Origin of the sequence: Mesorhizobium sp. C416B, from assembly GCF_030323165.1 — a bacterium.
GTDB lineage: Bacteria > Pseudomonadota > Alphaproteobacteria > Rhizobiales > Rhizobiaceae > Mesorhizobium.
On sequence record NZ_CP100471.1, the window covers coordinates 3,090,375 to 3,115,366 of the forward strand.

The 24,992-nt window shown below is 62.7% G+C and carries 22 protein-coding genes, 1 tRNA gene and 1 other RNA gene; 14 read left to right on the forward strand and 10 right to left on the reverse strand.

All coding sequences use genetic code 11. The features are described 5' to 3' along the window. Window positions 1–177: 177 nt before the first annotated feature. The 5 genes from recR to ffs all read right to left on the reverse strand — a co-directional run bounded on the left by recR (window position 178) and on the right by ffs (window position 4,535). Complete coding sequence (gene recR, locus NLY43_RS15095) at window positions 178–783, reverse strand: recombination mediator RecR (RefSeq protein WP_023696745.1); 606 nt, start codon at window positions 781–783, stop codon at window positions 178–180. A 97-nt stretch (window positions 784–880) separates the two neighbouring features. Then, entirely contained in the window at window positions 881–1,849 is a 969-nt protein-coding gene (locus NLY43_RS15100; protein ID WP_023696746.1) for a cell wall hydrolase, read from the reverse strand. A gap of 218 nt (window positions 1,850–2,067) precedes the next feature. Then, complete coding sequence (locus tag NLY43_RS15105; RefSeq protein ID WP_023669519.1) at window positions 2,068–2,391, reverse strand: YbaB/EbfC family nucleoid-associated protein; 324 nt, start codon at window positions 2,389–2,391, stop codon at window positions 2,068–2,070. A gap of 31 nt (window positions 2,392–2,422) precedes the next feature. Next, window positions 2,423–4,234, reverse strand: a complete 1,812-nt coding sequence (locus NLY43_RS15110) for a DNA polymerase III subunit gamma/tau (RefSeq protein ID WP_023712581.1) — start codon at window positions 4,232–4,234, stop codon at window positions 2,423–2,425. A 204-nt stretch (window positions 4,235–4,438) separates the two neighbouring features. Continuing rightward, an RNA gene (gene ffs, locus NLY43_RS15115) (signal recognition particle sRNA small type) lies at window positions 4,439–4,535 on the reverse strand. A 157-nt stretch (window positions 4,536–4,692) separates the two neighbouring features. Between ffs and NLY43_RS15120 the strand changes: the two genes are divergently transcribed. The 3 genes from NLY43_RS15120 to NLY43_RS15130 all read left to right on the forward strand — a co-directional run bounded on the left by NLY43_RS15120 (window position 4,693) and on the right by NLY43_RS15130 (window position 6,469). Further along, on the forward strand, window positions 4,693–5,112 hold the full coding sequence (locus tag NLY43_RS15120) for an HIT domain-containing protein (RefSeq protein WP_023682032.1): 420 nt from the start codon (window positions 4,693–4,695) through the stop codon (window positions 5,110–5,112). Window positions 5,113–5,147: 35 nt separating this feature from the next. Next, window positions 5,148–6,089 (forward strand): NAD(+) diphosphatase, encoded by a 942-nt coding sequence (gene nudC / locus NLY43_RS15125; protein ID WP_023712582.1) that lies wholly within the window; start codon window positions 5,148–5,150, stop codon window positions 6,087–6,089. A 74-nt stretch (window positions 6,090–6,163) separates the two neighbouring features. After that, window positions 6,164–6,469: a Dabb family protein gene (locus NLY43_RS15130; RefSeq protein WP_023669515.1), complete on the forward strand. Its 306-nt coding sequence runs from the start codon at window positions 6,164–6,166 to the stop codon at window positions 6,467–6,469. A gap of 7 nt (window positions 6,470–6,476) precedes the next feature. Here the strand turns inward: NLY43_RS15130 and NLY43_RS15135 are convergent, their stop codons facing one another. Both NLY43_RS15135 and NLY43_RS15140 read right to left on the reverse strand, forming a co-directional pair. Further along, window positions 6,477–7,340, reverse strand: coding sequence for a prephenate dehydratase (locus NLY43_RS15135; protein WP_023712583.1), 864 nt, complete (start codon window positions 7,338–7,340; stop codon window positions 6,477–6,479). 53 nt (window positions 7,341–7,393) lie between these two features. Continuing rightward, window positions 7,394–8,119 (reverse strand): 3-deoxy-manno-octulosonate cytidylyltransferase, encoded by a 726-nt coding sequence (locus NLY43_RS15140; RefSeq protein ID WP_023712584.1) that lies wholly within the window; start codon window positions 8,117–8,119, stop codon window positions 7,394–7,396. Between the two features lie 193 nt (window positions 8,120–8,312). Here NLY43_RS15140 and NLY43_RS15145 point away from each other — a divergent pair, with 193 nt between their 5' ends. From NLY43_RS15145 to NLY43_RS15175, 7 genes are all read left to right on the forward strand, one after another. Next, the gene (locus NLY43_RS15145; protein ID WP_023688767.1) at window positions 8,313–8,978 is read left to right on the forward strand and encodes a c-type cytochrome; all 666 of its coding nucleotides are present in this window, start codon (window positions 8,313–8,315) and stop codon (window positions 8,976–8,978) included. Between the two features lie 151 nt (window positions 8,979–9,129). After that, on the forward strand, window positions 9,130–11,007 hold the full coding sequence (locus NLY43_RS15150) for an extracellular solute-binding protein (RefSeq protein ID WP_023712585.1): 1,878 nt from the start codon (window positions 9,130–9,132) through the stop codon (window positions 11,005–11,007). Continuing rightward, on the forward strand, window positions 11,007–12,875 hold the full coding sequence (locus NLY43_RS15155; RefSeq protein WP_023712586.1) for an extracellular solute-binding protein: 1,869 nt from the start codon (window positions 11,007–11,009) through the stop codon (window positions 12,873–12,875). Before NLY43_RS15150 ends, NLY43_RS15155 begins: the two co-directional genes overlap by 1 nt. 174 nt (window positions 12,876–13,049) lie before the next feature. Further along, on the forward strand, window positions 13,050–14,147 hold the full coding sequence (locus NLY43_RS15160) for a microcin C ABC transporter permease YejB (protein ID WP_023712587.1): 1,098 nt from the start codon (window positions 13,050–13,052) through the stop codon (window positions 14,145–14,147). Continuing rightward, a complete protein-coding gene (locus tag NLY43_RS15165; RefSeq protein WP_023682037.1) occupies window positions 14,147–15,286 on the forward strand; it encodes an ABC transporter permease in 1,140 nt (379 codons plus the stop codon). Before NLY43_RS15160 ends, NLY43_RS15165 begins: the two co-directional genes overlap by 1 nt. Beyond that, window positions 15,283–16,914: an ABC transporter ATP-binding protein gene (locus NLY43_RS15170; RefSeq protein ID WP_023712589.1), complete on the forward strand. Its 1,632-nt coding sequence runs from the start codon at window positions 15,283–15,285 to the stop codon at window positions 16,912–16,914. The genes NLY43_RS15165 and NLY43_RS15170 overlap by 4 nt, the downstream gene beginning before the upstream one ends. 19 nt (window positions 16,915–16,933) lie before the next feature. After that, entirely contained in the window at window positions 16,934–17,875 is a 942-nt protein-coding gene (locus NLY43_RS15175; RefSeq protein ID WP_023682039.1) for a 2-hydroxyacid dehydrogenase, read from the forward strand. Window positions 17,876–17,887: 12 nt separating this feature from the next. Here NLY43_RS15175 and NLY43_RS15180 read toward each other — a convergent pair whose 3' ends face one another. Together NLY43_RS15180 and NLY43_RS15185 are read right to left on the reverse strand one after the other, a co-directional pair. Then, complete coding sequence (locus tag NLY43_RS15180) at window positions 17,888–18,244, reverse strand: hypothetical protein (protein WP_023708189.1); 357 nt, start codon at window positions 18,242–18,244, stop codon at window positions 17,888–17,890. 104 nt (window positions 18,245–18,348) lie between these two features. Beyond that, on the reverse strand, window positions 18,349–19,281 hold the full coding sequence (locus NLY43_RS15185) for a methyltransferase domain-containing protein (RefSeq protein ID WP_023712590.1): 933 nt from the start codon (window positions 19,279–19,281) through the stop codon (window positions 18,349–18,351). A gap of 105 nt (window positions 19,282–19,386) precedes the next feature. Here NLY43_RS15185 and NLY43_RS15190 point away from each other — a divergent pair, with 105 nt between their 5' ends. The 3 genes from NLY43_RS15190 (at window position 19,387) to NLY43_RS15200 (ending at window position 23,102) form a co-directional block, all read left to right on the forward strand. Continuing rightward, entirely contained in the window at window positions 19,387–20,397 is a 1,011-nt protein-coding gene (locus NLY43_RS15190; protein ID WP_023712591.1) for a ligase-associated DNA damage response exonuclease, read from the forward strand. A gap of 244 nt (window positions 20,398–20,641) precedes the next feature. After that, entirely contained in the window at window positions 20,642–22,240 is a 1,599-nt protein-coding gene (locus tag NLY43_RS15195) for a cisplatin damage response ATP-dependent DNA ligase (protein ID WP_023712592.1), read from the forward strand. Window positions 22,241–22,283: 43 nt separating this feature from the next. Beyond that, window positions 22,284–23,102: an isocitrate lyase/PEP mutase family protein gene (locus NLY43_RS15200; protein WP_023712593.1), complete on the forward strand. Its 819-nt coding sequence runs from the start codon at window positions 22,284–22,286 to the stop codon at window positions 23,100–23,102. Window positions 23,103–23,154: 52 nt separating this feature from the next. On the opposite strand, the gene NLY43_RS15205 is transcribed toward NLY43_RS15200, so the two are convergent. Continuing rightward, window positions 23,155–24,396 carry a hypothetical protein gene (locus tag NLY43_RS15205; protein WP_023712594.1) on the reverse strand — a complete coding sequence of 414 codons (1,242 nt, stop codon included), beginning with the start codon at window positions 24,394–24,396 and terminating at the stop codon, window positions 23,155–23,157. 352 nt (window positions 24,397–24,748) lie between these two features. On the opposite strand from NLY43_RS15205, the gene NLY43_RS15210 reads away from it, so the two are divergent. Further along, window positions 24,749–24,824 (forward strand) — tRNA-Thr (locus NLY43_RS15210). Window positions 24,825–24,992 lie beyond the last annotated feature (168 nt).

Genomic DNA, 24,992 nt, shown 5'->3' on the forward strand with positions numbered 1-24,992 from the left:
AGATTGGCTGTCGCTTCGGTTTTCGCCAACCACCAGCGTTGAAAGAAGAATGCCGCCCGAGAAGCTGCTGATCTCCCCCCTTGAGGGGGAGATGTCCGGCAGGACAGAGGGGGGTGTTTGGCGCAAACCTCGAAGAATGCGAAGCTTTCATGTCGCACATCCTGCCCGCCAATTGCGTCAAAACGCCGTCCGCGAGCGCAAGGCCGCCGCCAGCGTCCCCTCATCCAGATAGTCGAGTTCGCCGCCGACCGGCACGCCATGCGCAAGTCTGGTGACCTTGATCTCGAAACCCGAGAGCTGGTCGGTGAGATAATGCGCCGTCGTCTGGCCCTCGACCGTGGCGTTGACGGCGAGGATCACCTCCTTCACCTCGCCGCCGGCGACGCGGTCGACCAGCGAGCGGACATTGAGCTGGTCGGGGCCGATGCCGTCGAGCGGCGATAGCGTGCCGCCGAGCACGTGGTAGCGCACATTCATGGCCGCCGCCCGCTCCAGCGCCCAGAGGTCGGAGACATCCTCGACGACGATCAGCGTCGAGGCATCGCGGCGCGGATCGGTGCAGATCATGCAAGGGTCGGAGGTATCGACGTTGCCGCAGGTCGTGCAGATGCGCACCTTGTCGGCGGCTTCAGCCATGGCGGCGGCGAGCGGCGACAAAAGCTGCTCCTTCTTCTTGATGAGGTGCAGTGCCGCACGCCTGGCCGAACGCGGCCCTAGCCCCGGCACCTTGGCCAGGAGCTGGATCAGGCGTTCGATCTCGGGACCGGCGATTCGCTTCGACATCGCACTGATCTAGGATTTTTCCGCGCGCTTTGAAACATGCCGCATACGCACCGAGCCCGCCATGCTGCCATGGCGGGCTTGGAAACTGTTTTTGGCGTCAGTAAGCTGACGCTGGCCGGGTCTGGTCGATAATCATCGCGCCGATAGCGTCGGTATTCTCAGGCGTCGACTGGAAGCCCATCGACGCTTCCTGCGTTGCCGATGGAACCGAGGTGATGTGGCGGGCGTTCAGCGTGCCGCCGAAACGCGAGGCATCGGGCTCGGCCATCGGCTCCTGCATCGCCACCTCCGTCTGCTTGGCGGCGACGCGGGCGCTCTTGGCGGGCGCCGCGGAAGCCGTCACATAGGTCTGCTCGGCCGGGGCACGTGTCGCCTTGGCTGCGCGAACCGCCGCGGCCTGCTTGGCAGGATCTGGACGGACAATGGTCTTCACCACCGGCTCGGCGTAGGCAACCTGCACCGGCGCTTCAGGCACAGGCGCGCGCGGCTGCGCCGAGGCAACCATGGTCGTGGATTCATCCGGCAGCGGCTGCCAGTTGCGACCGCGCTTCTCGTAGAAGGCGTTGCCGCCGGCAACCATGGTGTAATGCATGTTCTTGTAGGGGAACCTCAGGCCGGCGGTGTGGAAGTACATCGTGTTTTTCAGCTTGGCCTTGCGCTCGCCCTTGAGCACCGCATCGGCGGCCTCCTCGACATCGGGCATCGCTTTCGAATTCATCGCCCGCGTCATCACGCCGGGCGCGAACTGGCCCGGTTCGCCAACCACTTGGCAAATGGTGCTGCCATGATTGCCGGAGCGCAGCCGGTTCATCACCACCGTGCCGACGGCGATCATGCCGTCACGGCTCGAGCGGTTGGACTCGAAGAACATCGCCCGCTCCAGACATTCCTTCTCCTTCGGCGTGTTGCGGTAGGCGCGCGTCGAAAGGAAGCTGGGCGTGATGGCGTCGGTCAGACTGGCGACCGACAGGCCGTGCGAAGACGTGGTCTGGCTGCAACCGGCCAGGAACATAGGGGAGAAGATGATGCCGAGCAGAAGCGGCGTCTTCCATCGCGTCGCGATCAACAAAAATGCCTCATTGTCCAGATGCCAGCCCGCCCCGAGATGTGGCAAGAATGAGACTCTTAAAGGCAAAAAGATGGCTAAAGGATTAGCTTTCGTGCAGCATAGGTAAAACTTTATAAATGCCCGGATATGTCCGCGTGAGCAAAGCCGGAGAAAGTCTTAACAACAGCCTCCGCAGCCGATTTCCCTTCATAATCAATTAACTGGTTGGAGCCGGCTCAGAACGGCAATTTCATTCCGGGCGGGATCGGCAAGCCTGCCGTCAGCGCCTTGGTCTTCTCCTGCATAATCTGCTCGACCTTATTTTTGGCGTCATTGTGAGCGGCCAGCAGCAGGTCTTCGAGAATCTCGACCTCGTCCTCCTTGAACAGCGACGGATCGATCTTCAGCGACTTCATTTCGAACTTGCCGGTCAGCGTGACATTGACCAGCCCGCCGCCCGCCTGCCCGCTTGCTTCAATCGTCGCGATCTCGTCCTGCATGGCCTGGAACTTGGCCTGCATTTCCTTCGCCTTGCCCATCAGGCCGAGAAGATCTTTCATGGTCGGGTCCTTTGCGGATTCGTGGCTATGGTCAGGTTTCGTCGTCGTCGGACGGCGGCTCGACCGGCGCTTCGGCCTTGTCGGTGTCGACTTCCGGCGCGTCGGGAATGCGCACGTCGATGATCTTGGCGCCGGGAAAGCGCGCCAGGATGGCGGCCACAGCCGGATCGCTTTTCGCGTCGGAGAAAGCAGTCTCGCGCCTGGTCGATTCCATCTCGGCCAGCGTTTGGCCGCCCTCTTCCTTCGACAATGACACCAGCCAGTTGCGGCCGGTCCAGGCGCGCAGCTTCGTCGTCAAGTCGTTGAGCAGCATCTTGGGCGCATCGGCGGTCAGGCCGACGTCGATACGGCCGGGCTCGATGCGCACCAGGCGAATACAGCTCTTGACCAGCACCTTAAAGGCGATGTCACGCTGCGCGTCGGCAAGAGCGACAATATCGGCCAGCGATTTCAGCGGCGGCGATTGCGGCTCGACGACCGGCTGCGGAGGCGCGACAAAGGCGACCGGGGGCGCGTCGACCAATCGCATGGTTTGCGCACCGGCTGGCCCGGACGGCATCCGGGTCTGCGCTACCGCGCTGGCGCCGCCGCCATTGCCGGCATTTACCGGCGCACCATTCGGGCGTGACGCACCACCGGACGCCGGAGCGCCGCTCTCTAGAGATTTCAGCGCCTCGTCCAGCGTCGGCAGGTCGGCGGCATGCGCCAGCCGGATCAGCACCATCTCGCCGGCGCTGACCGGTCGGTTGGACGACTGCACCTCGGGAATGCCTTTCAAGAGCATCTGCCAGGTTCGCGACAGAACCTTGACCGACAGCGTGCTGGCGAAGTCGGCGCCGCGGCGGCGCTCATCCTCGGACAGGGAAGCGTCGTCGGCAGCCGTCGGCACGAAGCGCAGCCGGGTGACGAGGTGGTTGAATTCGGCCAGATCGGTCAGCACGGCAACCGGATCGGCGCCGGTGTCGTACTGGTTGCGGAATTCGGCAAGGGCGGCCGCCACATCGCCCTTCATGACATGTTCGAACAGGTCGACGATGCGGGCGCGGTCGGCGAGACCCAGCATGGCGCGCACCGCTTCGGCGCTGACGGCGCCGCCGCCATGGGCGATCGCCTGGTCGAGGATGGAGAGCGAATCGCGGGCCGAGCCTTCGGCGGCGCGCGCGATCATCGCCAGCGCGTCGTCGTCGACCGATATGCCTTCCTTGCCGGCAATCGAGGAGAGGTGCGCGACCAGTGCGCCAGCATCGATGCGTCTCAGGTCGAAACGCTGGCAGCGCGACAGCACGGTGATCGGCACTTTGCGGATTTCGGTGGTGGCAAAGATGAATTTGACGTGCGGCGGCGGCTCTTCCAGCGTCTTCAACAGGCCGTTGAAGGCCTGGGTGGAGAGCATGTGCACTTCGTCGATGATGTAGACTTTGTAGCGCGCCGACACCGGGGCATAGCGCACGCGCTCGATAATGTCCCTGATGTCGTCGATGCCGGTATGCGACGCGGCGTCCATCTCGATGACGTCGACATGGCGGCCTTCCATGATCGCCTGGCAGTGCTCGCCCAGGAGGGCGAGGTCGACCGAGGGATGGTCGACCGTCGGCGTCTTGTAGTTGAGCGCCCGCGCCAGGATGCGCGCCGTCGTGGTCTTACCGACGCCGCGCACGCCGGTCAGCATCCAGGCCTGGGCGATGCGGCCTGTGGAGAAAGCGTTGGTCAAAGTGCGGACCATCGGCTCCTGGCCGATCAGTTCGGAGAAATTCGACGGACGATATTTGCGCGCCAGCACGCGATAGGCGACGGCCTTTTGCTTCTCCAGGTTTTCGGGGTCCGAATTTCCGGCTTCGCTCATTCGCCCGTAAAGCTCCAAAAGGCCGCGTCTCAGCGTAGCCGATTCCTGCTAGATCGTTTCACCGTTTTCTGAAACGGCAAACCGCTCTACCCTTTGCTTTAACGCAATTCCGGACGGGAAACCGCTCACACTTTCCCTGGAATTGCTCCAATAGTCTCGCCCGCGCTGCAATGCGTCGTCAATGTCGCGAGAGGGGCCGATGAGGTGGGAGGCTGGAACAATGACCCGTTCCGGGCTCGTTAGGGCTGCTTCCTTCCGGACCTGACCCGGTTGGCGAGTGGATCGTCCACCACCAACCTCCCGCGTTCCATATCGGCAATTCAGCGATCAAATGCAAGGGTGCATTGAGAATCGGATGCCCGTGAACTCCGCCGCTCAATGAATCGCTTGCAGCCCCCGTGCAGCCGCTCTAGCGTCATGAGTTTGGGAATAATGCGAGAAGCGCAAGGGAAACGCCAATGCTACCGGGCCTCAAGGCCGGATTCACGCTCGACTCCAGGCTGGAGGCGGATAGCGAGCAGCTGATGTGGCTCGGCCTGTGCGAGCTCAGGGTGATGAACGATAGCCGCTGGCCATGGCTGGTCCTGGTGCCGCAGCGGCCGGGGGCCGAAGAAATCCACGACATGACGCCGCTCGACCAGGCGATGTTGACCTTCGAAACCAACATGGTGGCGCAGGCGCTGAAAAGAACCACGGGCTGCACCAAGATCAACACCGGCGCGCTCGGCAACATCGTTCGGCAATTGCATGTCCACGTCATCGCCCGCTCGGAAGGCGATCCGGGCTGGCCGGGGCCGGTGTGGGGGCACGGCATGCGCGAGCCCTATGAGCGTTCAGGCATCCGCCAATTTGCGCAACAGATCAAGGCGGCGCTATAAGCCGCCTGTGTCCATCCCTAGACGTTCGAGCTTCCATGACCTTTCGCCTTTTTGACGCGCCCTTGCGCGAACCGAGCCAGTTCGTCGGCTTCGCCGGAAACACGATTGATCGGCAATCCGAGAACCGCGCCGACGATTCCGTCGAAAGGGCGTTGGCCGATCCCTCGGCACGTCTTCTGCCGATGCATGGCGGACGGCTGTATCTGAAATTGCACGATGGCAGCTTCGACCCTTGGTTCGATCTGGCTGAGGGCCAGAAGCTGCAGCCATCACTCGCACAAGGCGTGCTGCTTGGCTTTGCCGAGAGCGGCCCGGTACTTGCCGTGCCGGTCGGCCTCGATCCCGAACAGCTACCGGAGACCATGAAGGCGATCGATTATCGCTCGGTCTATATGCAGGGGCTGATCGACGAGGCGGCAGCGGGCGCGCTGGCGCAAGGCGCCGCCCTGCTTGCCTGGCATGCCACCCATCGCTTCTGCAGCAAATGCGGCCATGAATCGCAAATGCGGGCCGGCGGCTACAAGCGCCATTGCCCAAATTGCGGCACCGAGCACTTTCCACGCACCGATCCGGTGGCGATTATGCTGACGGCGACGCGGGAAAAATGCCTGCTCGGCCGCGGCCGGCATTTCGGGCCCGGCATGTACTCGGCGCTTGCCGGCTTCATCGAGCCGGGCGAGACGATCGAGGCGGCGGTGCGCCGCGAAACGCTGGAGGAAGCCGGCATCCGGCTTGGCCGCGTCGTCTACCATGCCAGCCAACCCTGGCCGTTCCCCTATTCGCTGATGATCGGCTGTTTCGGCGAACCGCTCAATGACGACATCCAGGCCGATCTCAACGAGTTGGAAGATTGCCGCTGGTTTTTTCGCGACGAGGTGCGTTCCATGCTGGAGAGGACGCACAAGGACAATCTGGTCACGCCGCCGAAAGGCGCGATCGCGCATCATCTGATCCGCGCCTGGGTCGACAGCGAATAAGACTTGTTATTTTACGCAATTCCGGACGGAAAACCGCTTCACACTTTTCCTGGAATTGCTTAACGGGAGCAAAAATGATCCGTCACACCGTGGTTTTCACCCTGAAGCACCCGCAGTACTCGCTGGAGGAAAAGCGGTTCCTCTCCGATGCCAAGCGCATTCTCAGCGCAATCAAGGGCGTCACCCATTTCGAGCCGCTGCGGCAAGTCAGCCCGAAGAACGACTATCACTTCGGCTTCTCGATGGAGTTCGTCGATCAGGCCGCCTACACCAGATATAACGAGCATCCCGACCACGTTGCCTTCGTGCGCGACCGCTGGATCCCGGAAGTCGAAACCTTCATGGAAATCGACTATGTGCCGCTGACCCTGCTGGTTTAGGGGAACCTTAGTCCGAGACCTTCCACTGCTCGCGCGACTCGCTGGCGGGATAGACACCCAGAATGCGCACTTCGCGCGAGAAGAAGCGCAGTTCGTCCAGCGCCAGCTTGACCAGTGGGTCGTCGGGATGGCCCTCGATATCGGCGTAGAACAGCGTCGCGGTGAAGGCGCCCAACTGATAGCTCTCCAGCTTCGTCATGTTGACGCCGTTGGTGGCGAAACCGCCCATTGCCTTGTAGAGCGCAGCCGGCACGTTGCGGACACGGAACATGAAGGTCGTCATCATCTTGGTGTCGGCCGAGGGCCGTTCGGCCAATCGCTTGTCCTTGGTCAGCACGACAAAGCGGGTGACATTCGAATCCGTGTCCTCGACGTTCTTCTCGATGATGTCGAGGCCGTAGAGTTCTGCGGCTAGCGCCGGGGCGAGCGAGGCCATGGTGCGGTCCTTGAGCTCCGAGACCAGCTTCGCAGAGCCCGCCGTGTCGCCGGCGATCACCGGCTTCCAACCGTTCTTGCGGATGTATTTGCGGCACTGTCCCAGCGCATGGATATGGCTGTGCACGGTCTTGATCTCTTCGCGTTTGACGTCTGGCAGCACCATCAGCTGGAAGTGGATCGGCAGGAAATATTCGCCGACGATGTGGAGTTTCGATTCCGGCAAGAGATGATGGATGTCGGCGACGCGGCCGGCGATGGTGTTTTCAATCGGGATCATGGCGAGGTCGGCCTTGTTGGTCTCGACCGCGTTGAAGGCATCCTCGAAGGTGGGGCACGGCAACGGCTCCATCGAAGGGAACATGTTGCGGCTGGCGGTGTCGGAATTGGCGCCCGGTTCGCCCTGGAAGGCTATTCTGTTGGTCTTGTCAGGCATGCCGATATCTCAGGTTTGAAAGGATCTGCGGTGTCAGGAAAGGATTTGTCTTCTCAGCAAAGAATTTGTCTGGCGCGTTCGAGGTCTTCCGGCGTGTCGACGCCGAGCGGCAGCGATTGCACGATCTCGGCATCGATGCGCATACCGGCCTCCACCGCCCGCAACTGCTCCAGCCGCTCGCGCCGTTCGAGCGGCGACGGTTTTAGCGCGACGAAGCGTTCGAGGGCTGAGCGCCGATAGGCGTAGAGGCCGACATGGTGATAGAGCGGCCCCTCGCCCCAGGGCGCGGTGGCGCGGGTGAAATAGAGCGCCTTCAGCCGCGTCGCCGACAACGGCGAACCGACGATCTTGACGACGTTGGGGTTGGCCTTTTCCTCGTCGCGGACGATCTCGACGCCGAGCGTGGCGATGTCGACCGCAGCGTCCTCGAACGGTTTCAGCGCCGCACCGATGATCTTGGGATCGATGGTCGGCAGGTCGCCCTGCACATTGACGATGGTTTCGACCTTGCGATCGGGGTCGAGGGCGGTCAGCGCCTCGAAGATACGGTCGGAACCGGATTCGTGGTCGGTGCGCGTCATCACCGCCTCGAAACCGTGCGCGCGCACCGCTTCGGCCACGTTGCGCGTGTCGGTTGCCACCACCACCCGGCCAAGCCCAGCCTCAGCGGCGCGGCGGGCGACATGGACGATCATCGGCGCGCCGGCTATGTCGGCCAGCGGCTTGCCCGGCAGGCGCGTCGAGGCCATGCGGGCCGGGATCAGGATGAGCGTGGACATCGAGGTTGCAAGGCGTTCGAAAGAGGATGGGGAAAGTGGCAAAAGGTCTCACTGGAAGCGCCCTTATAGGTGTTGCAACGCCCAAGCAAAAGACCTAGTTTCCGCCCGATTTGACCGGCTCGACGGGGTGGGTCACGATACCGACGGACGGAGTGGACGGAGAGGTCCGCCGGAAAAGGGAGCCCTGGGGCGTATGGATTCCAACGAAGTCAACAAACTGCTCGCCGGGTTGCTTGGAACCTGTTTCGTCGTCTTCTCGGTCGGTTTGGTGTCCGACGCCCTGTTTGCCTCGCCGGCGCCGGAAAAACCCGGCTTTGCCATCGAGGCGACGGAGCCTGCCGAAGGCGGCGCCGCCGGACCCGCGGCAGAGGCCAAGCCGATCGCCGACCTTTTGGCCACCGCCAATGTCGAGCAAGGTGCGGCCGTCTTTAAGAAATGCCAGGCCTGCCATTCCGGCGAAAAAGGCGGCCCCAACAAGGTCGGCCCGGATCTCTGGGACATCGTCGACCGCCCCGTCGCCGAGCATGAGGGCTTTGCCTATTCGGCCGGCATGAAAGAGTTTTCCAAGGGCGGCGCGGAGAAGTGGACCTATGACAACCTCAACCACTTCATCACCTCGCCGAAGAAATTCGTGAAGGGCACTGCGATGGGCTTTGCCGGCCTGCCGAAGGACGAGGACCGCGCCAACGTCATCGCCTATCTGCGCACGCTGTCGGATAGTCCGAAGCCGCTGCCGACGCCAGGTGCCGCCGCTGATGCAACCGCGCCGGGCAAGCCGGCCGAGGGTGCTGCTCCGGCCAAGCCGGCTGAAGGTGCAGCTCCAGCCCCTGCGACGCCGGCACCGGCGCCCGCCAAATAACCGAATTGTCATCTCCATGATCTCAAAAAAGCCGGGTTCAGGCCGGCTTTTTGTTAGGAAAATCGCATATGCGGCGACAAAGCCGCCGCATGGCGGTTTTCACCGGCGTCAAATCATTTAGGATTGCCGGGCATGGCGAAGAGGAGAACGCATGACGGTTGGCCGAACGCTTCTGAGGTCCTTTCTGGTTGTGGGCGCCCTCGCAGGCGGCCTGCAGGCAGCCTTCCCCCAGGAATGGCACACCACCTCTTCGCTGATCGGCCCCTCCAAATATGGCGAGAATTTCCAGCGCTACGATTATGTGAATCCGGATGCACCGAAAGGCGGTACCTACAATTCGGTCGTTTCCGGCACGTTCGACAGCTTCAATCCCTACATCGTGCAGGGCTCGCCGGCGGCCGGCCTGCAGCCATTTGGCGGCGGCCTGCTCTACGACACGCTCATGGATCAAGCGACTGACGAAGGCAGCGTCAGCCACCCGCTCATCGCCGATGCCTACAAGTACCCTACCGACTATTCCTCGGCCACCTACCGGCTCGACCCACGGGCGAAATGGCATGACGGACAGCCGATCACCACTGACGACGTGATCTGGTCGTTCCAGGTGCTGAAGGCCAACAGCCCGATGTACAGCCGCTATTTCGAAAACGTCACCGACGCCGTCGCTGTCTCGGACCGTGAGGTCGAGTTCCACTTCGACCAGAAGGGCAATCGCGAACTGCCCAAGATCCTCGGCGACCTTGTCGTGCTGCCCAAGCATTGGTGGGAAGGCACCGACGACAATGGCAAGAAGCGCGACATCACCAAGGGGACGCTGGAGCCGCCGCTGGGCTCGGCTGCATACAAGATCGCCAGCTTCAAGGCGGGGTCGGAAATCGTCTGGCAGCGCGTCCCCGACTATTGGGGCGCCAAGCTGGCTGTGAAGATCGGCCGGGAGAATTTCGACACGCAGCACTTCACCTACATTCTTGACGACAACGCCTCCTGGGAGGCGTTCAAGAAAGGTGGCCTCGACGATATCAAGCCGGAAAACAGCTCGAAGCGCTGGGCGACATTTTATGATTTCGCGGCGATCAAGGCCGGCGATGTGATCAAGCAGGAGTTCAAGACCACCTCGCCCGAGCCGATGCAGGCTTTCATGCTCAACCAGAGACATAGGTTGTTTGCCGATCGTCTGGTCAGGGCCGCGCTCACCTACCCGTTCGATTTCGAATCGATGAACCGCACGCTGTTCTTCGGTTTCAACACTCGCACCCACAGCTATTTCCAGGGCACGGACCTAGCCTCTAGCGGCTTGCCGCAAGGCAAGGAATTGGAGATCCTGGAGAAGTACCGCGACAAGCTGCCGCCGGAAGTATTCACCCAGGAATTCAAGTTGCCGGTCTACGATTCGCCGCAGGCGGAGCGCAAATATCTGAAGCAGGCGGTCGACCTGTTCGCCCAGGCCGGCTGGGTGATCAAGGGCGGCAAGATGGTCAACGCCAAGACCGGCGAGCCATTCAAGTTTGAAATCCTAGGCTCGAATGAAACCGACCAGGTCATTTCCAGCCCCTGGATCGCCAATCTGCGCAAGATCGGCGTCGATGCGACACTGCGCATCGTCGACCCGAGCCAGTACACCAACCGCGTCAGAAATTTCGATTACGACGTCATCACAGGACAGCTCCAACAGTCGGAATCGCCCGGCAACGAGCAGCGCGATTTTTGGAGCTCCAAGTCCGCCGGCACACCGGCATCGCGCAATTATTCCGGCATCAAGAACCCGGTCGTTGACGCCCTTGTCGACCGCATCATTTTTGCCACGGATCGCGATGACCTCGTCGCCACCACCCATGCGCTCGATCGCGTGCTGCTGTGGAATTACTATGTGGTGCCGCAATACTATCGCGCCGTTGTGTGGCTGGCTTACTGGAACAAGTTCGGCATTCCGGAAAAGCAGCCCGGCTACCGTGGCGCCGATATCGATTCCTGGTGGATCGATGCGGACAAGGAAAAGGCCCTGGCCGCCAAGTACAAGGGCAGCAATTGATGGCGGGGCTCCCTCGCCGCGATTTCCTGGCCCTCAGTGGCGCCGCGGCTGTTGCTGCGCTGCTGCCGGGCAAGGCTTTCGCCGCCAGCCCAACCCGCGTGAAACTGCATGGACTGTCGGCTTTCGGCGACCTCAAATACAAGCCGGACTTCACTCATTTCGACTATGTCAATGTCGATGCGCCGCAAGGTGGCGTCTTCAACTTCCTGCCGCGCAACTGGCTTGCCAACCAGACGCCGCTGACCTTCAACACGCTGAATTCGTTCGTCCCCAAAGGCGATTCGCCCCAGCGCACGGAGATGTGCTTCGATTCACTGATGGTGAGAGCGTACGACGAACCTGACGCCGTTTACGGGCTGATCGCTGACGGCGTGACGATTTCCGACGACCGCAACGACTTCACCTTCTCGCTGCGCCCGCAGGCCCGCTTCCATGACAGCACGCCATTGACCGCAGAGGATGCCGCCTTCACCTTCAAGCTGCTCAAGGACAAGGGGCACCCGTACTATTCCCTGCCGCTAACGCATCTGGATGACGGGATTGCCGTGGATGCCCACACGCTGCAGCTTAGGTTTTCCGGCAAGCAGACAAGCCGCACCATCCTCAACGTCGTCGAGTTCCCGGTCCTGTCGAAGGCGTTCTACACGACCAACCCGTTCGATTCCTCGCAGATGAACCCGCCGTTGGGGTCAGCCGCCTACAAGGTCGGTCGCTGGTCGGCAGGGGCCTGGATCGAATATGAGCGTGTGGCTGATTATTGGGGCAACGACCTGCCGGTCAATCGCGGCCAGAACAATTTTCAGCGGATTCGCGTTGAGTTCTATCAGGACCGTAGCGTTGCCTTCGAAGCGTTCAAGAAGGGAGAAATCCTCTACAGGGAGGAATTCACCTCGCGCGTCTGGGCGACCGGCTACGACTTCCCAGCCTTCACTGCCGGCAAGGTGGTGAAGCACGAATTCCCGGCCGAAACGGTGCCTTCGATGCAGGGCACCGCCGTCAACCAGCGGCGCGAGCAGTTTCGCGACTCGCGCGTGCGGCAGGCGATCGGGCTGTGCTTCGACTTCGAATGGACGCGGCGCAATTTCTTCTACGGTTCCTATGAGCGCTCGCAATCCTGCTTCGAGAAATCCGAATTTCGCGCCGAGGGCAGACCGTCGCCACAAGAATTGGCTCTTCTTGAGCCGCTGCGTGAGCAGATTCCCGCCGAGGCTTTTGGCGAAGCCGTGATCCAGGACGCGTCGAACGGCTCCGGCCGCGACCGGCAGTTGCTTGGCAAGGCGGCCAAGCTTCTGGCCGAGGCCGGCTGGAAACGGTCCGGCAATTTCGTCGTGAACGACAAGGGTGGTCGGTTGTCCGCAGAGTTTCTTGTCGACGACGAAGTATTCGAACAGGTCTACTCGCCCTGGGTCGAAAACATGAAGGCGGTCGGCATCGATGCCTCGATCCGGCTGGTGGATGCCGCGCAATATCAGCTGCGGCAGAATTCGTTCGACTACGACCTCGTCTCGGTCGCGGCCTCGTTTCCGGCGACGCCAACCCGTGATGACCTCGAAACCATTTTCCATTCGCGAGCAGCTACCGTATCGGGCTCTCGCAATCTGCCGGGAACGTCGAGCCCGGCCATCGACGCCCTGGTTGACGCCGCAGGTGCCGCCGAGGGTCGCGAAAGCCTGACAATTGCCATGCGCGCGCTCGACCGGGTCTTGCGTGCACGGAGGGATTGGATTCCAAGTTGGTTCCTGGCGAATCATCGAAGCGCCTATTGGGACATGTTCGGTTTTCCCGAGCGGAAACCCGATTTCGACTTCCCGGTCGAAGCGCTGTGGTGGGTCGACAAGGGCAAGGCGGCAAAAATTGGCAAAGGGTAGGCTGTTGCGCGGCACTTTACCCTCCCCCTCGTGGGGAGGGTCGGTGAGCACTTCGTGCGCAGCGCGAATGGCGAACCGGGGTGGGGGTGTGACGGCGTACGCCGGATCGAGACTACCCCCACCCCGCTCCGCTTCGCGGATCGACCCTCCCCACAAGGGGGAGGGTGAAAGCTGATGGGCGCCTACATACTGCGCCGTATCCTGCTGATGATACCGACCCTGTTCGGCATCATGGCTGTTGCTTTCGTCGTCACTCAATTCGCACCGGGTGGACCGGTCGAGCAGGTCATCGCCAGCCTGACCAACCAGGGCGGCAGCGATCGCCTCGGCAGCGGCGGCGGCGATGCAGGAGGCGGCGGCAATTTCGATGTGGCCGGCGATGTCGGTTCGAAGTACCGCGGCGCGCAAGGGCTCGATCCTGAATTCATCAAGAAGCTGGAAAAGCAGTTCGGCTTCGACAAACCACCGCTCGAACGCTTCGGCATGATGCTGTGGAACTATGTCCGCTTCGATTTCGGCGACAGCTATTTCCGTGACATCTCGGTGCTCGATCTGATCCTGGAAAAGATGCCGGTGTCGATCTCGCTTGGGCTGTGGATCACGCTGTTGTCCTATCTGATCTCGATTCCCCTTGGCATCCGCAAGGCGGTCAAGGACGGCTCCGCCTTCGACGTCTGGACCAGCGGCGTGATCATCGTCGGCTATGCCATACCGGCCTTCCTGTTCGGCATATTGCTGATGGTGCTGTTCGCGGGCGGCTCCTTCTGGGACTGGTTCCCACTGCGCGGCATCGTCTCCGACAATTGGGACCAATTGTCGTGGCCTGACAAGATCGTCGATTATTTCTGGCACATGACCTTGCCGCTGACGGCGCTGGTGCTGTCGGCCTTCGCGACGACGACGCTGCTGACCAAGAACTCCTTCCTGGAAGAGATACGCAAACAGTATGTGGTGACGGCCCGTGCCAAGGGCCTGTCGGAGCGGCGGGTGCTTTACGGACATGTGTTCCGCAACGCAATGCTGATCGTCATTGCCGGCTTTCCAGCGGCCTTCATCTCGGCCTTTTTCACCGGCTCGCTTTTGATCGAGAACATCTTTTCCCTCGACGGTCTCGGGCTGCTCGGTTTCAGGTCCGTGTTGGCGCGCGACTATCCGGTCGTGTTCGCCAACCTCTATATATTTTCGCTACTTGGCCTGTTCGTGACGCTGTTGTCCGACCTGATCTACACATGGGTCGATCCGCGCATCGATTTCGAGCGGAGAGACGTCTGATGACGCAGGCTGCAGCCGAGATCACACCGACAAGGATCGCCCGCCCCTGGCTGTCGCCGCTCAACAAGCGGCGCTGGCAGAACTTCAAGGCCAACAGGCGCGGCTACTGGTCGTTGTGGATATTCCTCGCTCTGTTCGTGCTGTCGCTGTTTGCCGAACTGATCGCCAACGACAGACCGATCGTCGCCTACTACAAAGGCGAGATCCTGTTCCCGGTGGCGGTCGCCTACCCCGAGGAAAAATTCGGCGGCTTCTACGCCGTCACCGACTATCGCGACCCGGTCATCCGCGACGAGATCAACGCCAATGGCTGGATGATCTGGCCGCCAATCCGCTATTCCTACCGCACCGTCAACAATGCGATCCCCGACGCCGCTCCCGCAAAACCGTCATGGGAATACGACGCGCAGAGGCGATGCAGCCAATATCCGCAAGGCGCTGCCGATCCTGACTGCATTGTCGGCAACTGGAACTGGCTGGGTACCGACGACCAGGCGCGCGACGTGCTGGCGCGCATCATCTACGGGTTCAGGATTTCCGTGCTGTTCGGGTTGATCCTGACCGCGGGTTCGTCGGTTATCGGCGTCGCCGCCGGCGCGCTGCAAGGGTATTTCGGCGGCTGGACCGACCTTCTCTTTCAACGCTTCATAGAAATCTGGTCGGCGATACCGCTGCTGTATCTGCTGCTGATCGTCGCTGCCATCCTGCCGCCGGGCTTCTTCATCCTGCTCGGGCTGATGCTGCTCTTCTCCTGGACGTCGCTTGTCAGCGTGGTGCGCGCCGAATTCCTGCGCGCGCGCAACTTCGAATATGTCAACGCGGCCCGCGCGCTTGGCGTGTCCAACCGCACCATCATGCTGCGCCATCTTCTGCCCAATGCCATGGTGGCGACGCTGACCTTCATGCCTTTTCTGGTCAGCGCCTCGATCTCGACACTGACCTCGCTCGACTATCTCGGCTTCGGCCTGCCGCCCGGCACCGCGTCGCTCGGCGAACTGCTAAAACAGGCGCAGAGTAACCTCAATGCCCCCTGGCTCGGTATATCGGGCTTCATCGTCATCTCGCTGATGCTGTCGCTGTTGGTGTTCATCGGTGAAGCAACGCGCGATGCTTTCGACCCGCGCAAGGCGTTCCGATGAGCAGCGAACTCCTGCTCTCCGTCCGCGATCTCAGCGTTGCCTTCACCCAAGGCGGCAACGAGTCGACCGCCGTCGACCACATCTCCTTCGATCTCGCCAAGGGCGAGACGGTGGCGCTTGTGGGCGAATCCGGTTCCGGCAAATCGGTCTCGGCGCTGTCGGTGCTGAAGCTTCTGCCCTACCCGACGGCCAGCCATCCCTCGGGCAAGATCCTGTTCCAGGGCGCCGACCTTTTGGCGATGAACGAAAAGCAGTTGCGCAGCGTGCGCGGCAACAAGATCACCATGATCTTCCAGGAGCCGATGACCTCGCTCAATCCGCTGCACACGATCGAGCAGCAGATCGTCGAGATCCTGGCGCTGCATCAGGGCATGGGCGACCGCCAGGCCAAGGCGCGCACGCTGGCGCTGCTCAACGAGGTCGGCATACGCGAACCGGAGAAGCGGCTCGACGCCTATCCGCACCAGCTGTCCGGCGGCCAACGCCAGCGCGTCATGATCGCCATGGCGCTGGCCAACGAGCCTGAACTGCTGATCGCCGACGAACCGACGACGGCGCTCGACGTCACTGTCCAGGCGCAGATCCTCGAATTGCTGGCGGGGCTGAAGAGCCGCAAGGGCATGTCAATGCTGTTCATCACCCATGATCTCGGCATTGTCAGAAAGATCGCCGACCGCGTCTGCGTGATGACCAAAGGCAAGATCGTCGAGACCGGGCCGACCAGGGACATCTTCGCCAACCCGCAGCACGCTTATACCAAGCACCTGCTCGCCGCCGAGCCGAAGGGCAAGCCGCCGGCCACCAACGACGCCGCCAAACCGGTTATGACCGGCAAGGACATCAAGGTTTGGTTCCCGATCAAAAAGGGTTTCTTTCGCACCACCGTCGACAATGTGAAGGCTGTTGACGGAATCAACGTCACCGTACGCGCCGGCCAGACGCTAGGCGTCGTCGGCGAATCCGGCTCCGGCAAGACGACGCTCGGGCTGGCGCTGGCGCGGATGATCTCATCGACCGGCACCATCCAGTTCAATGGCAGCGACATCAACCAGCTTTCCTTCAACGCCATGCGGCCGCTGCGCCGCGAGTTGCAGATCGTTTTCCAGGACCCATTCGGCTCGCTCAGCCCGCGCATGTCGGTCTCGGAGATCATCGAGGAAGGCTTGAAGATCCACGAGCCGAAGCTGTCGCCCGACCAACGCGACGACAAGGTCGTCGCCGTGCTGAAGGAGGTCGGGCTCGATCCGGCGACCAGGAACCGCTATCCGCATGAATTCTCCGGCGGCCAGCGCCAGCGCGTCGCCATTGCGCGCGCCATGGTGCTCAATCCACGCTTCGTCATGCTGGACGAACCGACCTCGGCGCTCGACATGAGCGTGCAGGCGCAAGTGGTCGACCTCTTACGCAATCTGCAGGCCAGGCACGACCTTGCCTATCTGTTCATCAGCCACGATCTGAAAGTCATTCGCGCCCTTGCCAATGACGTCATCGTCATGCGCAATGGCAAGATCGTCGAAGCCGGCCCTTCCGAACAGATTTTCGAGCGGCCGCAGACCGACTATACGAAGGCGCTGATCTCGGCCGCGTTCAAGATCGAGACGGCGCCGGTCGGTATCGTCAGCGAATAACAGGGAATACAATCCGCAAATGGAAAAAGGCAAAATCCTGCTTGCCGTCACCGGCTTTCATCCGCAGCGCTGGCGCGAGCTGCTGTCGGCCGAGCGCGAAGTGGTGCTGGAGCCGGACGGCGCTTCGGATCCGTCGATCACCTATGCGGTGGTGTGGAAGCAGAAGCCGAACCTCTTGAAATCGCTGCCCAATCTACGCGCAATCTTCTCGATCGGCGCCGGCGTCGACCATATCTTCGCCGATCCCGGCCTGCCCGATGTGCCGATCGTCAAAGTGGTAGCCGACAACCTCACCCAATACATGACCGAATATGTCGTCTGGCGGGTGCTCGACCATCATCGCCAGGGCATGCTCTATCGTGCCCAGCAGCCGAAGAAGACCTGGCACGAACCGCCGCAGCGGCCGGCCGGCGACATCTCGGTCGGCATTATGGGGCTCGGCAATCTCGGCCGCGCCGCGGCGTCGGTGCTGTTGTCGCTCGGCTTTGCCGTCAATGGCTGGTCGCGCAGCGACAAGGCCATGAAAGGCGTTGCGACCTATGCCGGAGAGGCCGGGCTGATCCCCTTCCTCAACGCCACCGACATACTGGTGGTGCTGCTGCCGCTGACGCCGGATACGCACGGCATCATCAATTACGGCGTGCTGAAGGAATTGCGCAAGCGCAACGGCCTCGGCGGCTCGGTGCTGATCAATGCCGGGCGCGGCCGGCTGCAGAAGGACGCCGACATATTGCGCGCGCTGGGCGACGGCACGCTGAAGGAGGCGAGCCTCGACGTGTTCGAGGTCGAGCCGCTGCCGAAGACCAGTCCGCTATGGAGTCACCCGAAAGTGTTCGTGACGCCGCACGCGGCGGCGACCTCCGACCCTGTCCACCTGGCGCCGAGCATGTTGCGGCAGATGGATGCCTTCGAGCGCGGCGAAAAGCTTGATAACGTGGTCGACCGCAAGGCGGGGTACTGAGGAAGTTCAGGTTCAGCTCGGCAGACTGAACTTCTTCTGCTTGTTGGGCTTGCCGCAGTCGCGGCGGACGATCGAGCGGTTCATGGCGTCGATCTTGCCACTAGCCAGATCAGTATCGCGCTTGCTTTTGGAGCGCATATCCGGGGTAAACGGGCCGAAGCCCATCGCCGGATTGGAGAAGCTCGGCTTGGCGGCCGTCGACAGATGGTATTGCTGCGCCAGTTCGTTGCGCTGCGCCAGCAACTGGTCGCAAGGCACATTGTCATACTGCAGCGACGATTGTACGTCCTGGTCCTGCCGCTCCGACATCGAACTGCTGCAGCCGGTCATCGCCAGGCAAGACACCAAGACCATCATGTTCCAGCGCATGTGTTCCTCCTCAATGCCTGCCGAGGGCTTTTCTAGGCTTGTATCCTACCTGATGCCGCGCCAGCCGCAAAAATCCTATTCACGTTTTCGAACAAGACGAGACATCAACCCTTGGACGAGGGCACCGCCAGCGCGGCAAGCCCGTCGACCGGCTGGCGGCGATCCCAGCGGATGACGGTCGGCTGCATCGACAGCACCGACAGGCCGTTTGCGGCAAGCACCCGCTCGACATAGGCTTGAGAATGGGCGTAGCGACGAGACGGCTGCAGCGCGAAACCGGCGTCGCCGCCCGCCCCGCCCTTGGCTGGCGTTTCGACGGAAAAGGCAAACAGGCCATTGGTGGCCAGAATGCCGGCGACGGTCTTCACCACGCGATCGAGCGCGCCGACATAGATGAACACGTCGGCCGCCGCCACCAGATCGGCTTTCGGCCCGGCATAGGCAAAATGCTGCAGATCGGCCTTGGCGAGCAGGTCGTAGACGCCCTTGGCGCGGGCCTTTTTCAGCATGGCGGCGGAGATATCGTAGCCCTCCAGCCGTTCGGCGACCGGCCGCAGTTTCTCGCCCATCAGACCGGTGCCGCAACCGAGATCGAGCGCCAGCGAAAAGCGGCCCGGTCTTGCCGCGCGAATGGCGCGATCGAGAAACTCCGGCAGCCGGTAGCCGAGCTTGTCGACCAGCGAGTCCTCGAAAGTCTCGGCATAGTGGTCGAACAGCGTCTCGACGAAGGCGCTGGGTGGCGCTGCGGCAGCCGGCGCCTTGCCGATCAGCTGCAGCTTCAGCGCAGCACCCAGGCGATCCGCCGGGTCCAGTTTCAGCACCGTCGCCCAGGCCTGCGTCGCCAGGTCGAGCAGCCCCGTTGCCTCCTGCATCTCGCCCAGGCGGAACCAGCCCGCCGCCCATTGCGGCGCCAGTTCCAGCGCGCCGAGCAGCAGCTCCGTCGCTGCCGCGTGCTCGCCCGACCCGAAAAGCATCTCGGCATAGTCGGCGCGACGGTCGGCGGTCAGGTCGCCGGACGAGATTTTCAGCGGTTGCATGGCGATGGCCCCGCCGGCTGATGCGGCCGGTGGCTGGCTGTAGGCCGAGTCAGCAGTCTCTTGCAACAGGCTTCCCGCGCTGGAATTAGCCACTATCTTGACTGGATGCGCGCCAGCGACCTGCTCCATCCCCGGCCTGAAGGCCTTTATTGCCCATGCGGCGATTTCTTCATCGACCCGGTGCGGCCAGTCAACCGGGCGTTGATCACGCATGGCCATTCCGACCATGCCCGATCCGGCCATCGTTCGGTGCTGGCGACGCAGCAGACGCTCGACATTATGGGGTTGCGTTATGGCGAGGATTTTGCCGGGACAACGCAAGCGGCCGTGCTTGGCGAAGCTATGGCGCTGAACGATGTCAGCGTCACCTTCCATCCGGCCGGCCATGTGCTGGGCTCGGCGCAGATCGCGGTCGAGCACAAGGGCAGGCGCATCGTCGCCTCCGGCGACTACAAGCGCCAGAAGGACGCGACCTGCGCACCGTTCGAACCGGTCCAATGCGACGTCTTCATCACCGAGGCGACCTTCGGTCTGCCGGTGTTTCACCATCCGCCCGACACGGAGGAGATCGCCCGGCTGCTCAAATCGGCGGCGCAGTTTCCCGAGCGATCGCATCTGGTCGGCGCCTATGCGCTGGGCAAGGCACAGCGGGTGATGCGGCTGCTGCGCGATGCCGGTTATGACAGGCCGATCTATATCCACGGCGCGCTGGCCAAGCTCAGCGAATATTACCAGAGCCAGGGCATCGACCTCGGCACGCTGGAGCCGGCAACCGTCGACAGCGGCGGCAAGCAGGATTTCACTGGGGTCATCGTTGTCGGCCCTCCATCGGCCTTCGCCGACCGCTGGGCGCGGCGCTTTCCCGACCCGATCTCGTGCTTCGCCTCGGGCTGGATGCGCATCCGCCAGCGCGCCAAGCAAGGCGGCGTCGAACTGCCGCTGATCATTTCCGACCACGCCGACTGGGACGAACTGACCGCCACCGTCAAGGAGACGGGCGCCGGCGAAATCTGGGTGACGCATGGCCGCGAGGAAGCGCTGGTGCGCTGGTGCGAGCTGGAAGGCATCGCCGCCAGGCCACTGCACCTGGTGGGATATGAGGACGAGGGCGATTGATGGTGATTTTTGATCCAGAAATCGCCGGCGCGGCGATCCTTACCACCCCCCTCTGGCCTGCCGGCCATCTCCCCCGCAAGGGGGGAGATCAGATGTCACCTCCGCTTTCGCCAATCGCCAACCTCGCAAGATGGGCGGCAAGATCAAGGCTGCCAATCTCCCCCCTTGCAGGGGAGATGTCCAGCAGGACAGAGGGGGGTGCGCCAGAACGCAAACCTCTGCCGTCAACGCGGTCCTTGCATCCATGAACCGCTTTGCCGAACTCCTCGACCGCTTGGTGCTGACGCCGTCGCGCAATGGCAAGCTGACGCTGCTCGTCGATTATTTCCGTAGCGTCGAGGACCCCGACCGCGGGCTGGCGCTGGCGGCTATCACCGGCGACCTCAACATTGCGGCGGTCAAGCCGGCGATGCTGCGCACGCTGGTCACCGAGCGCATGGATCCGGTGCTGTTCGGCTATTCCTACGACTATGTCGGCGACCTCGCTGAAACCGTGTCGCTGGTCTGGCCGCAAACGCCGGGACATATCCCCAACCGGGAGCCGACGCTTGGCGACGTCGTGGCGAAGCTGCAGGCGGCGAGCCGCTCGGACGGACCCAAGGTGCTGGCCGGGCTGCTCGACAGCGCCGGCATTTCAGCGCGCTTTGCCATCATCAAGCTGGTCACCGGCGGCTTGCGCATCGGCGTTTCGGCGCGGCTGGCCAAACAGGCGCTGGCCGATGTCGGCAAGGTCGATGTCGCCGAGATCGAGGAGCTGTGGCACGGGCTGACGCCGCCCTATATCTCGCTGTTCGCGTGGCTGGAAGGCAAGGCCGAGAAGCCGAAGCGGACCGCACTTGCCCTGTTCAGTCCGGTGATGCTGTCGAACCCGGTCGGCGACGGCGACCTCGAAAAGCTCGATCCGGCCGACTATGCCGCGGAATGGAAATGGGACGGCATCCGCGTTCAGGCGGTGTGCGAGGGCGGCGTGCGCCGGCTCTATTCGCGCACCGGCGACGATGTGTCCGGCGCATTCCCCGATCTCGCCCAGGCAATGGATTTTTCCGCCGCGCTCGATGGTGAATTGCTGGTCGGCGAGCCGGTGGCGACCGGCACGTTTTCGGACCTGCAACAGCGGCTCAATCGCAAGAGCGTGGCCCCGAAGATACAGCAGCAATACCCGGCGTTCATGCGCTGCTACGATGCGCTGCAGATCAACGACGAAGATTTGCGCGCGCTACCTTTCCGCGAGCGGCGGGCCCGTCTTGAGGCCTTCATCACAACGCTGGACCCGCACCGTTTCGATCTGTCGCCGTTCGTCGAATTCCCGGATTGGCAAACGCTGGAGGAACTGCGCCGCGCGCCGCCGCACCCAATCATCGAAGGCGTGATGCTGAAGCGCTGGGATTCGCCCTATCTCGCGGGACGGCCGAAAGGCCCGTGGTTCAAGTGGAAGCGCGATCCGCACACGGTCGATGCTGTGCTGATGTATGCGCAGCGCGGCCATGGCAAGCGGTCGAGCTTTTATTCCGACTATACGTTCGGCGTCTGGTCGGGGCCGGAAGGCGCGGAGGAATTGGTGCCGGTCGGCAAGGCCTATTTCGGCTTCACCGACGAGGAGTTGAAGCAGATCGACAAATTTGTCCGCGACAATACGGTCGAGCGTTTCGGCCCGGTGCGCTCGGTGCGCGCCGACCGCAGCCAAGGCCTGGTGCTGGAGGTGGCGTTCGAAGGTCTCAACCGTTCGACCCGCCACAAATCCGGCGTTGCGATGCGATTTCCCCGCATCTCACGGCTGCGCTGGGACAAGCCGACCGCCGAAGCCGACCGCATCGAGACGCTGCAGGCGCTGCTTGATCGCTAAACTTAATTCCGAACCGGGAGTACCAACCCAGGCAGGAGCGTAGATGATTTCCCGATCCGACAAGGTTGAACGATTTCGTGCTCTTCACAAATCCGGCTGCTTCGTGATCCCCAATCCGTGGGACATAGCCGGCGCGCGGATGATGACGGGTCTCGGCTTCAAGGCGCTGGCGACGACATCGTCGGGCTACGCATTCTCGAAAGGCAGGAAAGACGGAGCGCTGGACGTCAGCCGCGCCGAGAGCCTGGCCTATGCCGCCGATATCGCCGCCTCGACCGATGTTCCCGTTACCGCCGATCTCGAGGACGGGTACGAAGACACGCCCGAGGGTGTTCCCGAGACCGTTCGGCTGGCGGCCGAGGCTGGACTGGCGGGGCTGTCCATCGAGGATCGGCAGCCGAATTCCGATCTGCCGATACGCGATTTTGACGACGCGGTGGCGCGGGTAGCCGCCGCCGCAGAGGCGGCGCGAAAATACAACATCGTGCTGACTGCCCGCGCCGACGGCCTCGGCAAAGGCGCTTATGATCTCGAAGAGGCCATTCGCCGCCTCAGGACATTCGAGGCTGTCGGCGTTGAGGTTCTCTATGCGCCGGGTGTGCCGGACCTGGCGTCCCTCGAAAAGCTTTGCCGCTCAGTCAAAACTCCCGTCAATCATGTGATCGGCCAGGGTGTCTCCGGGTTGACCCTCGACCAGATTGCGCAAGCCGGTGTGCGGCGGATCAGCGTCGGTGGATCGCTCGCCCGCGCTGCCGGCGGAGCGCTGCTGACCATCTGCCGGGAGATTGCGGCAGGCGACTTCGGCGCGCTGGACTCCGCCCCGGCCTGGGGCGTCCTGCACAGCCCCAAAGCGATGATTTAGCTGGCAGGAGCCGCGCCCGCAAATCCAGGCTGTGACCACCGGGCACCGGGACCTACGGTTCGATCGAGACGCGGATCTCGTAGATGTCGACCGCCTTGCCCTGCTTGTCGAAGTCGGAGTTGATGGCGATGCTCCCGGCGGCGCCCGGGGGCTTGTCGGGGAATTTCACGTCGAACAGATATTCGTTACGCTGCTGGCCGACCGCATAGCGCTTGCGGCCGCAATCGCCGAGATCGCCGAAATTGCAGTCGACGGAGATCTGCGTGTCCTTGCCGTCCTCGGCGCGGGCGACGATGTCGAACACGGCATGTTTGCCGGCAAGCTTCTCCAGCACGCCCTGCCCGACATCGAAGCTGATGGCCGAGCCGGAAGCACCGGAGCGGATGCGCAGGAAGGAGCCGGTGTCGTCCTGCACGACATCGGCCTTGGCGTCGGACGGGGTCGCCACATGCGTTGGATCGGTGGGTGTAAACACGTTGATCCAGTCGCGCGTCTGTTCGGCGACACCAGGCTGCTGCGGCGCGCCAGGCTGCTGCGGCTCAGCTGTATCGGCAGGCGGCGTGAAGTCGTCATCGTCGACGGTCGGCGGCGCTTCGGGCGGCGCCGTGTCGAGCTGCGCCGGCGTCTTGAAGACCCCGGTCTGCACGGCGAAATAGAGGCCGATGCCGGCGGCGGCGAGCAACGTCACGCCAAAGAAGATCGCCGTCAGCGGCAGGCGGCGGCCCCTTATCCGCCTTTCATCGCGGTCAGGCGCCACTTCCGCCGCGGCCTCGGCCGGCGCGGAATCGGCCATATCGATCGCCGGGGCGCCGGGCAGCGTGGCGTCAGGCATGATGTCGGGGACGACCGGCAGCACGCGCGAACGCGGCGCGTCGGATGCCTCGGGCTGAACCGGTCCATCAACGACGATCGCCGGCGACGGTCCGACCGCGACACCTGTCGGGGCATCGACCGCGGGCGCTTCGGCGGCGCCCTGTACGGCGTCTTGCGGCTGCGCAACGCGTTGCGTCAGCGCGGTATCTTGTGTCTGCGCAGCGCTCTGCGTCTGCGCAGCGCTCTGCGTCGGCGCGGCGACATCGGGGACCGCGGGCAGGAATTCGGATTCGATCTCGGCGATCTTTTCCTGCACCGCCTTGCGGCGCTTGATGGCGGCTTCCACCGTCACGCCGGGATTGGCCTGGAGCACGCGGTCGAGCGCCGCGAAAGCCGACCGATAGACCCTCTCGCGAAATGCCCGGTCCTCGGCGTTGCCTTTCTCGAAGGCGTTGCGGATCGCTTTTTCGATCGCGTCCAAGCGAATTTCCCCTGTCCGTTCGCTTACATTGCCATGATCGTTAGCCGCAGGCGACCAATCAATCAACGGGCGAGCGCCCGCATTCTGCCTTACAGGCCTGTTCAAGGCCCATTTCGATGCGTTTTGGCAATAAAATCAGTCCGTTTTGCCGCCTTGCCGGGCAGTTTGTGCGCAGTCCACCGCGACGTCTCCGCGTAGCCGAAAAAGCAAATGAGGCGGTGGCTCATTGCGCGCCAATGGAAAATGCCGGGACGAATTGCCGGATGCCGGCTCGAAATCGCGGTTGCCCATCTTGAATTAGCGGCCGGTTGAGTCTATCACCCAGCCGATCCTGGAACCTCGCGCTTCCCGGGCCGCTTTAGCTCAGTTGGTAGAGCACATCATTCGTAATGATGGGGTCAGGTGTTCGAGTCACCTAAGCGGCACCAGTTCTCCATCCGACGCAAGCGTGACGGCAGGTGCAAGGCTAATGCACGTCACTCCCTACGCCAACACCGGCACTTCCTGTCTGCCTCGTCGACATGCGCCATATGGCCGCCGCCACAGGATTGCGTCGTCAGACGCTTGACCATCGACTATGCTGCATCGCGCAAGAT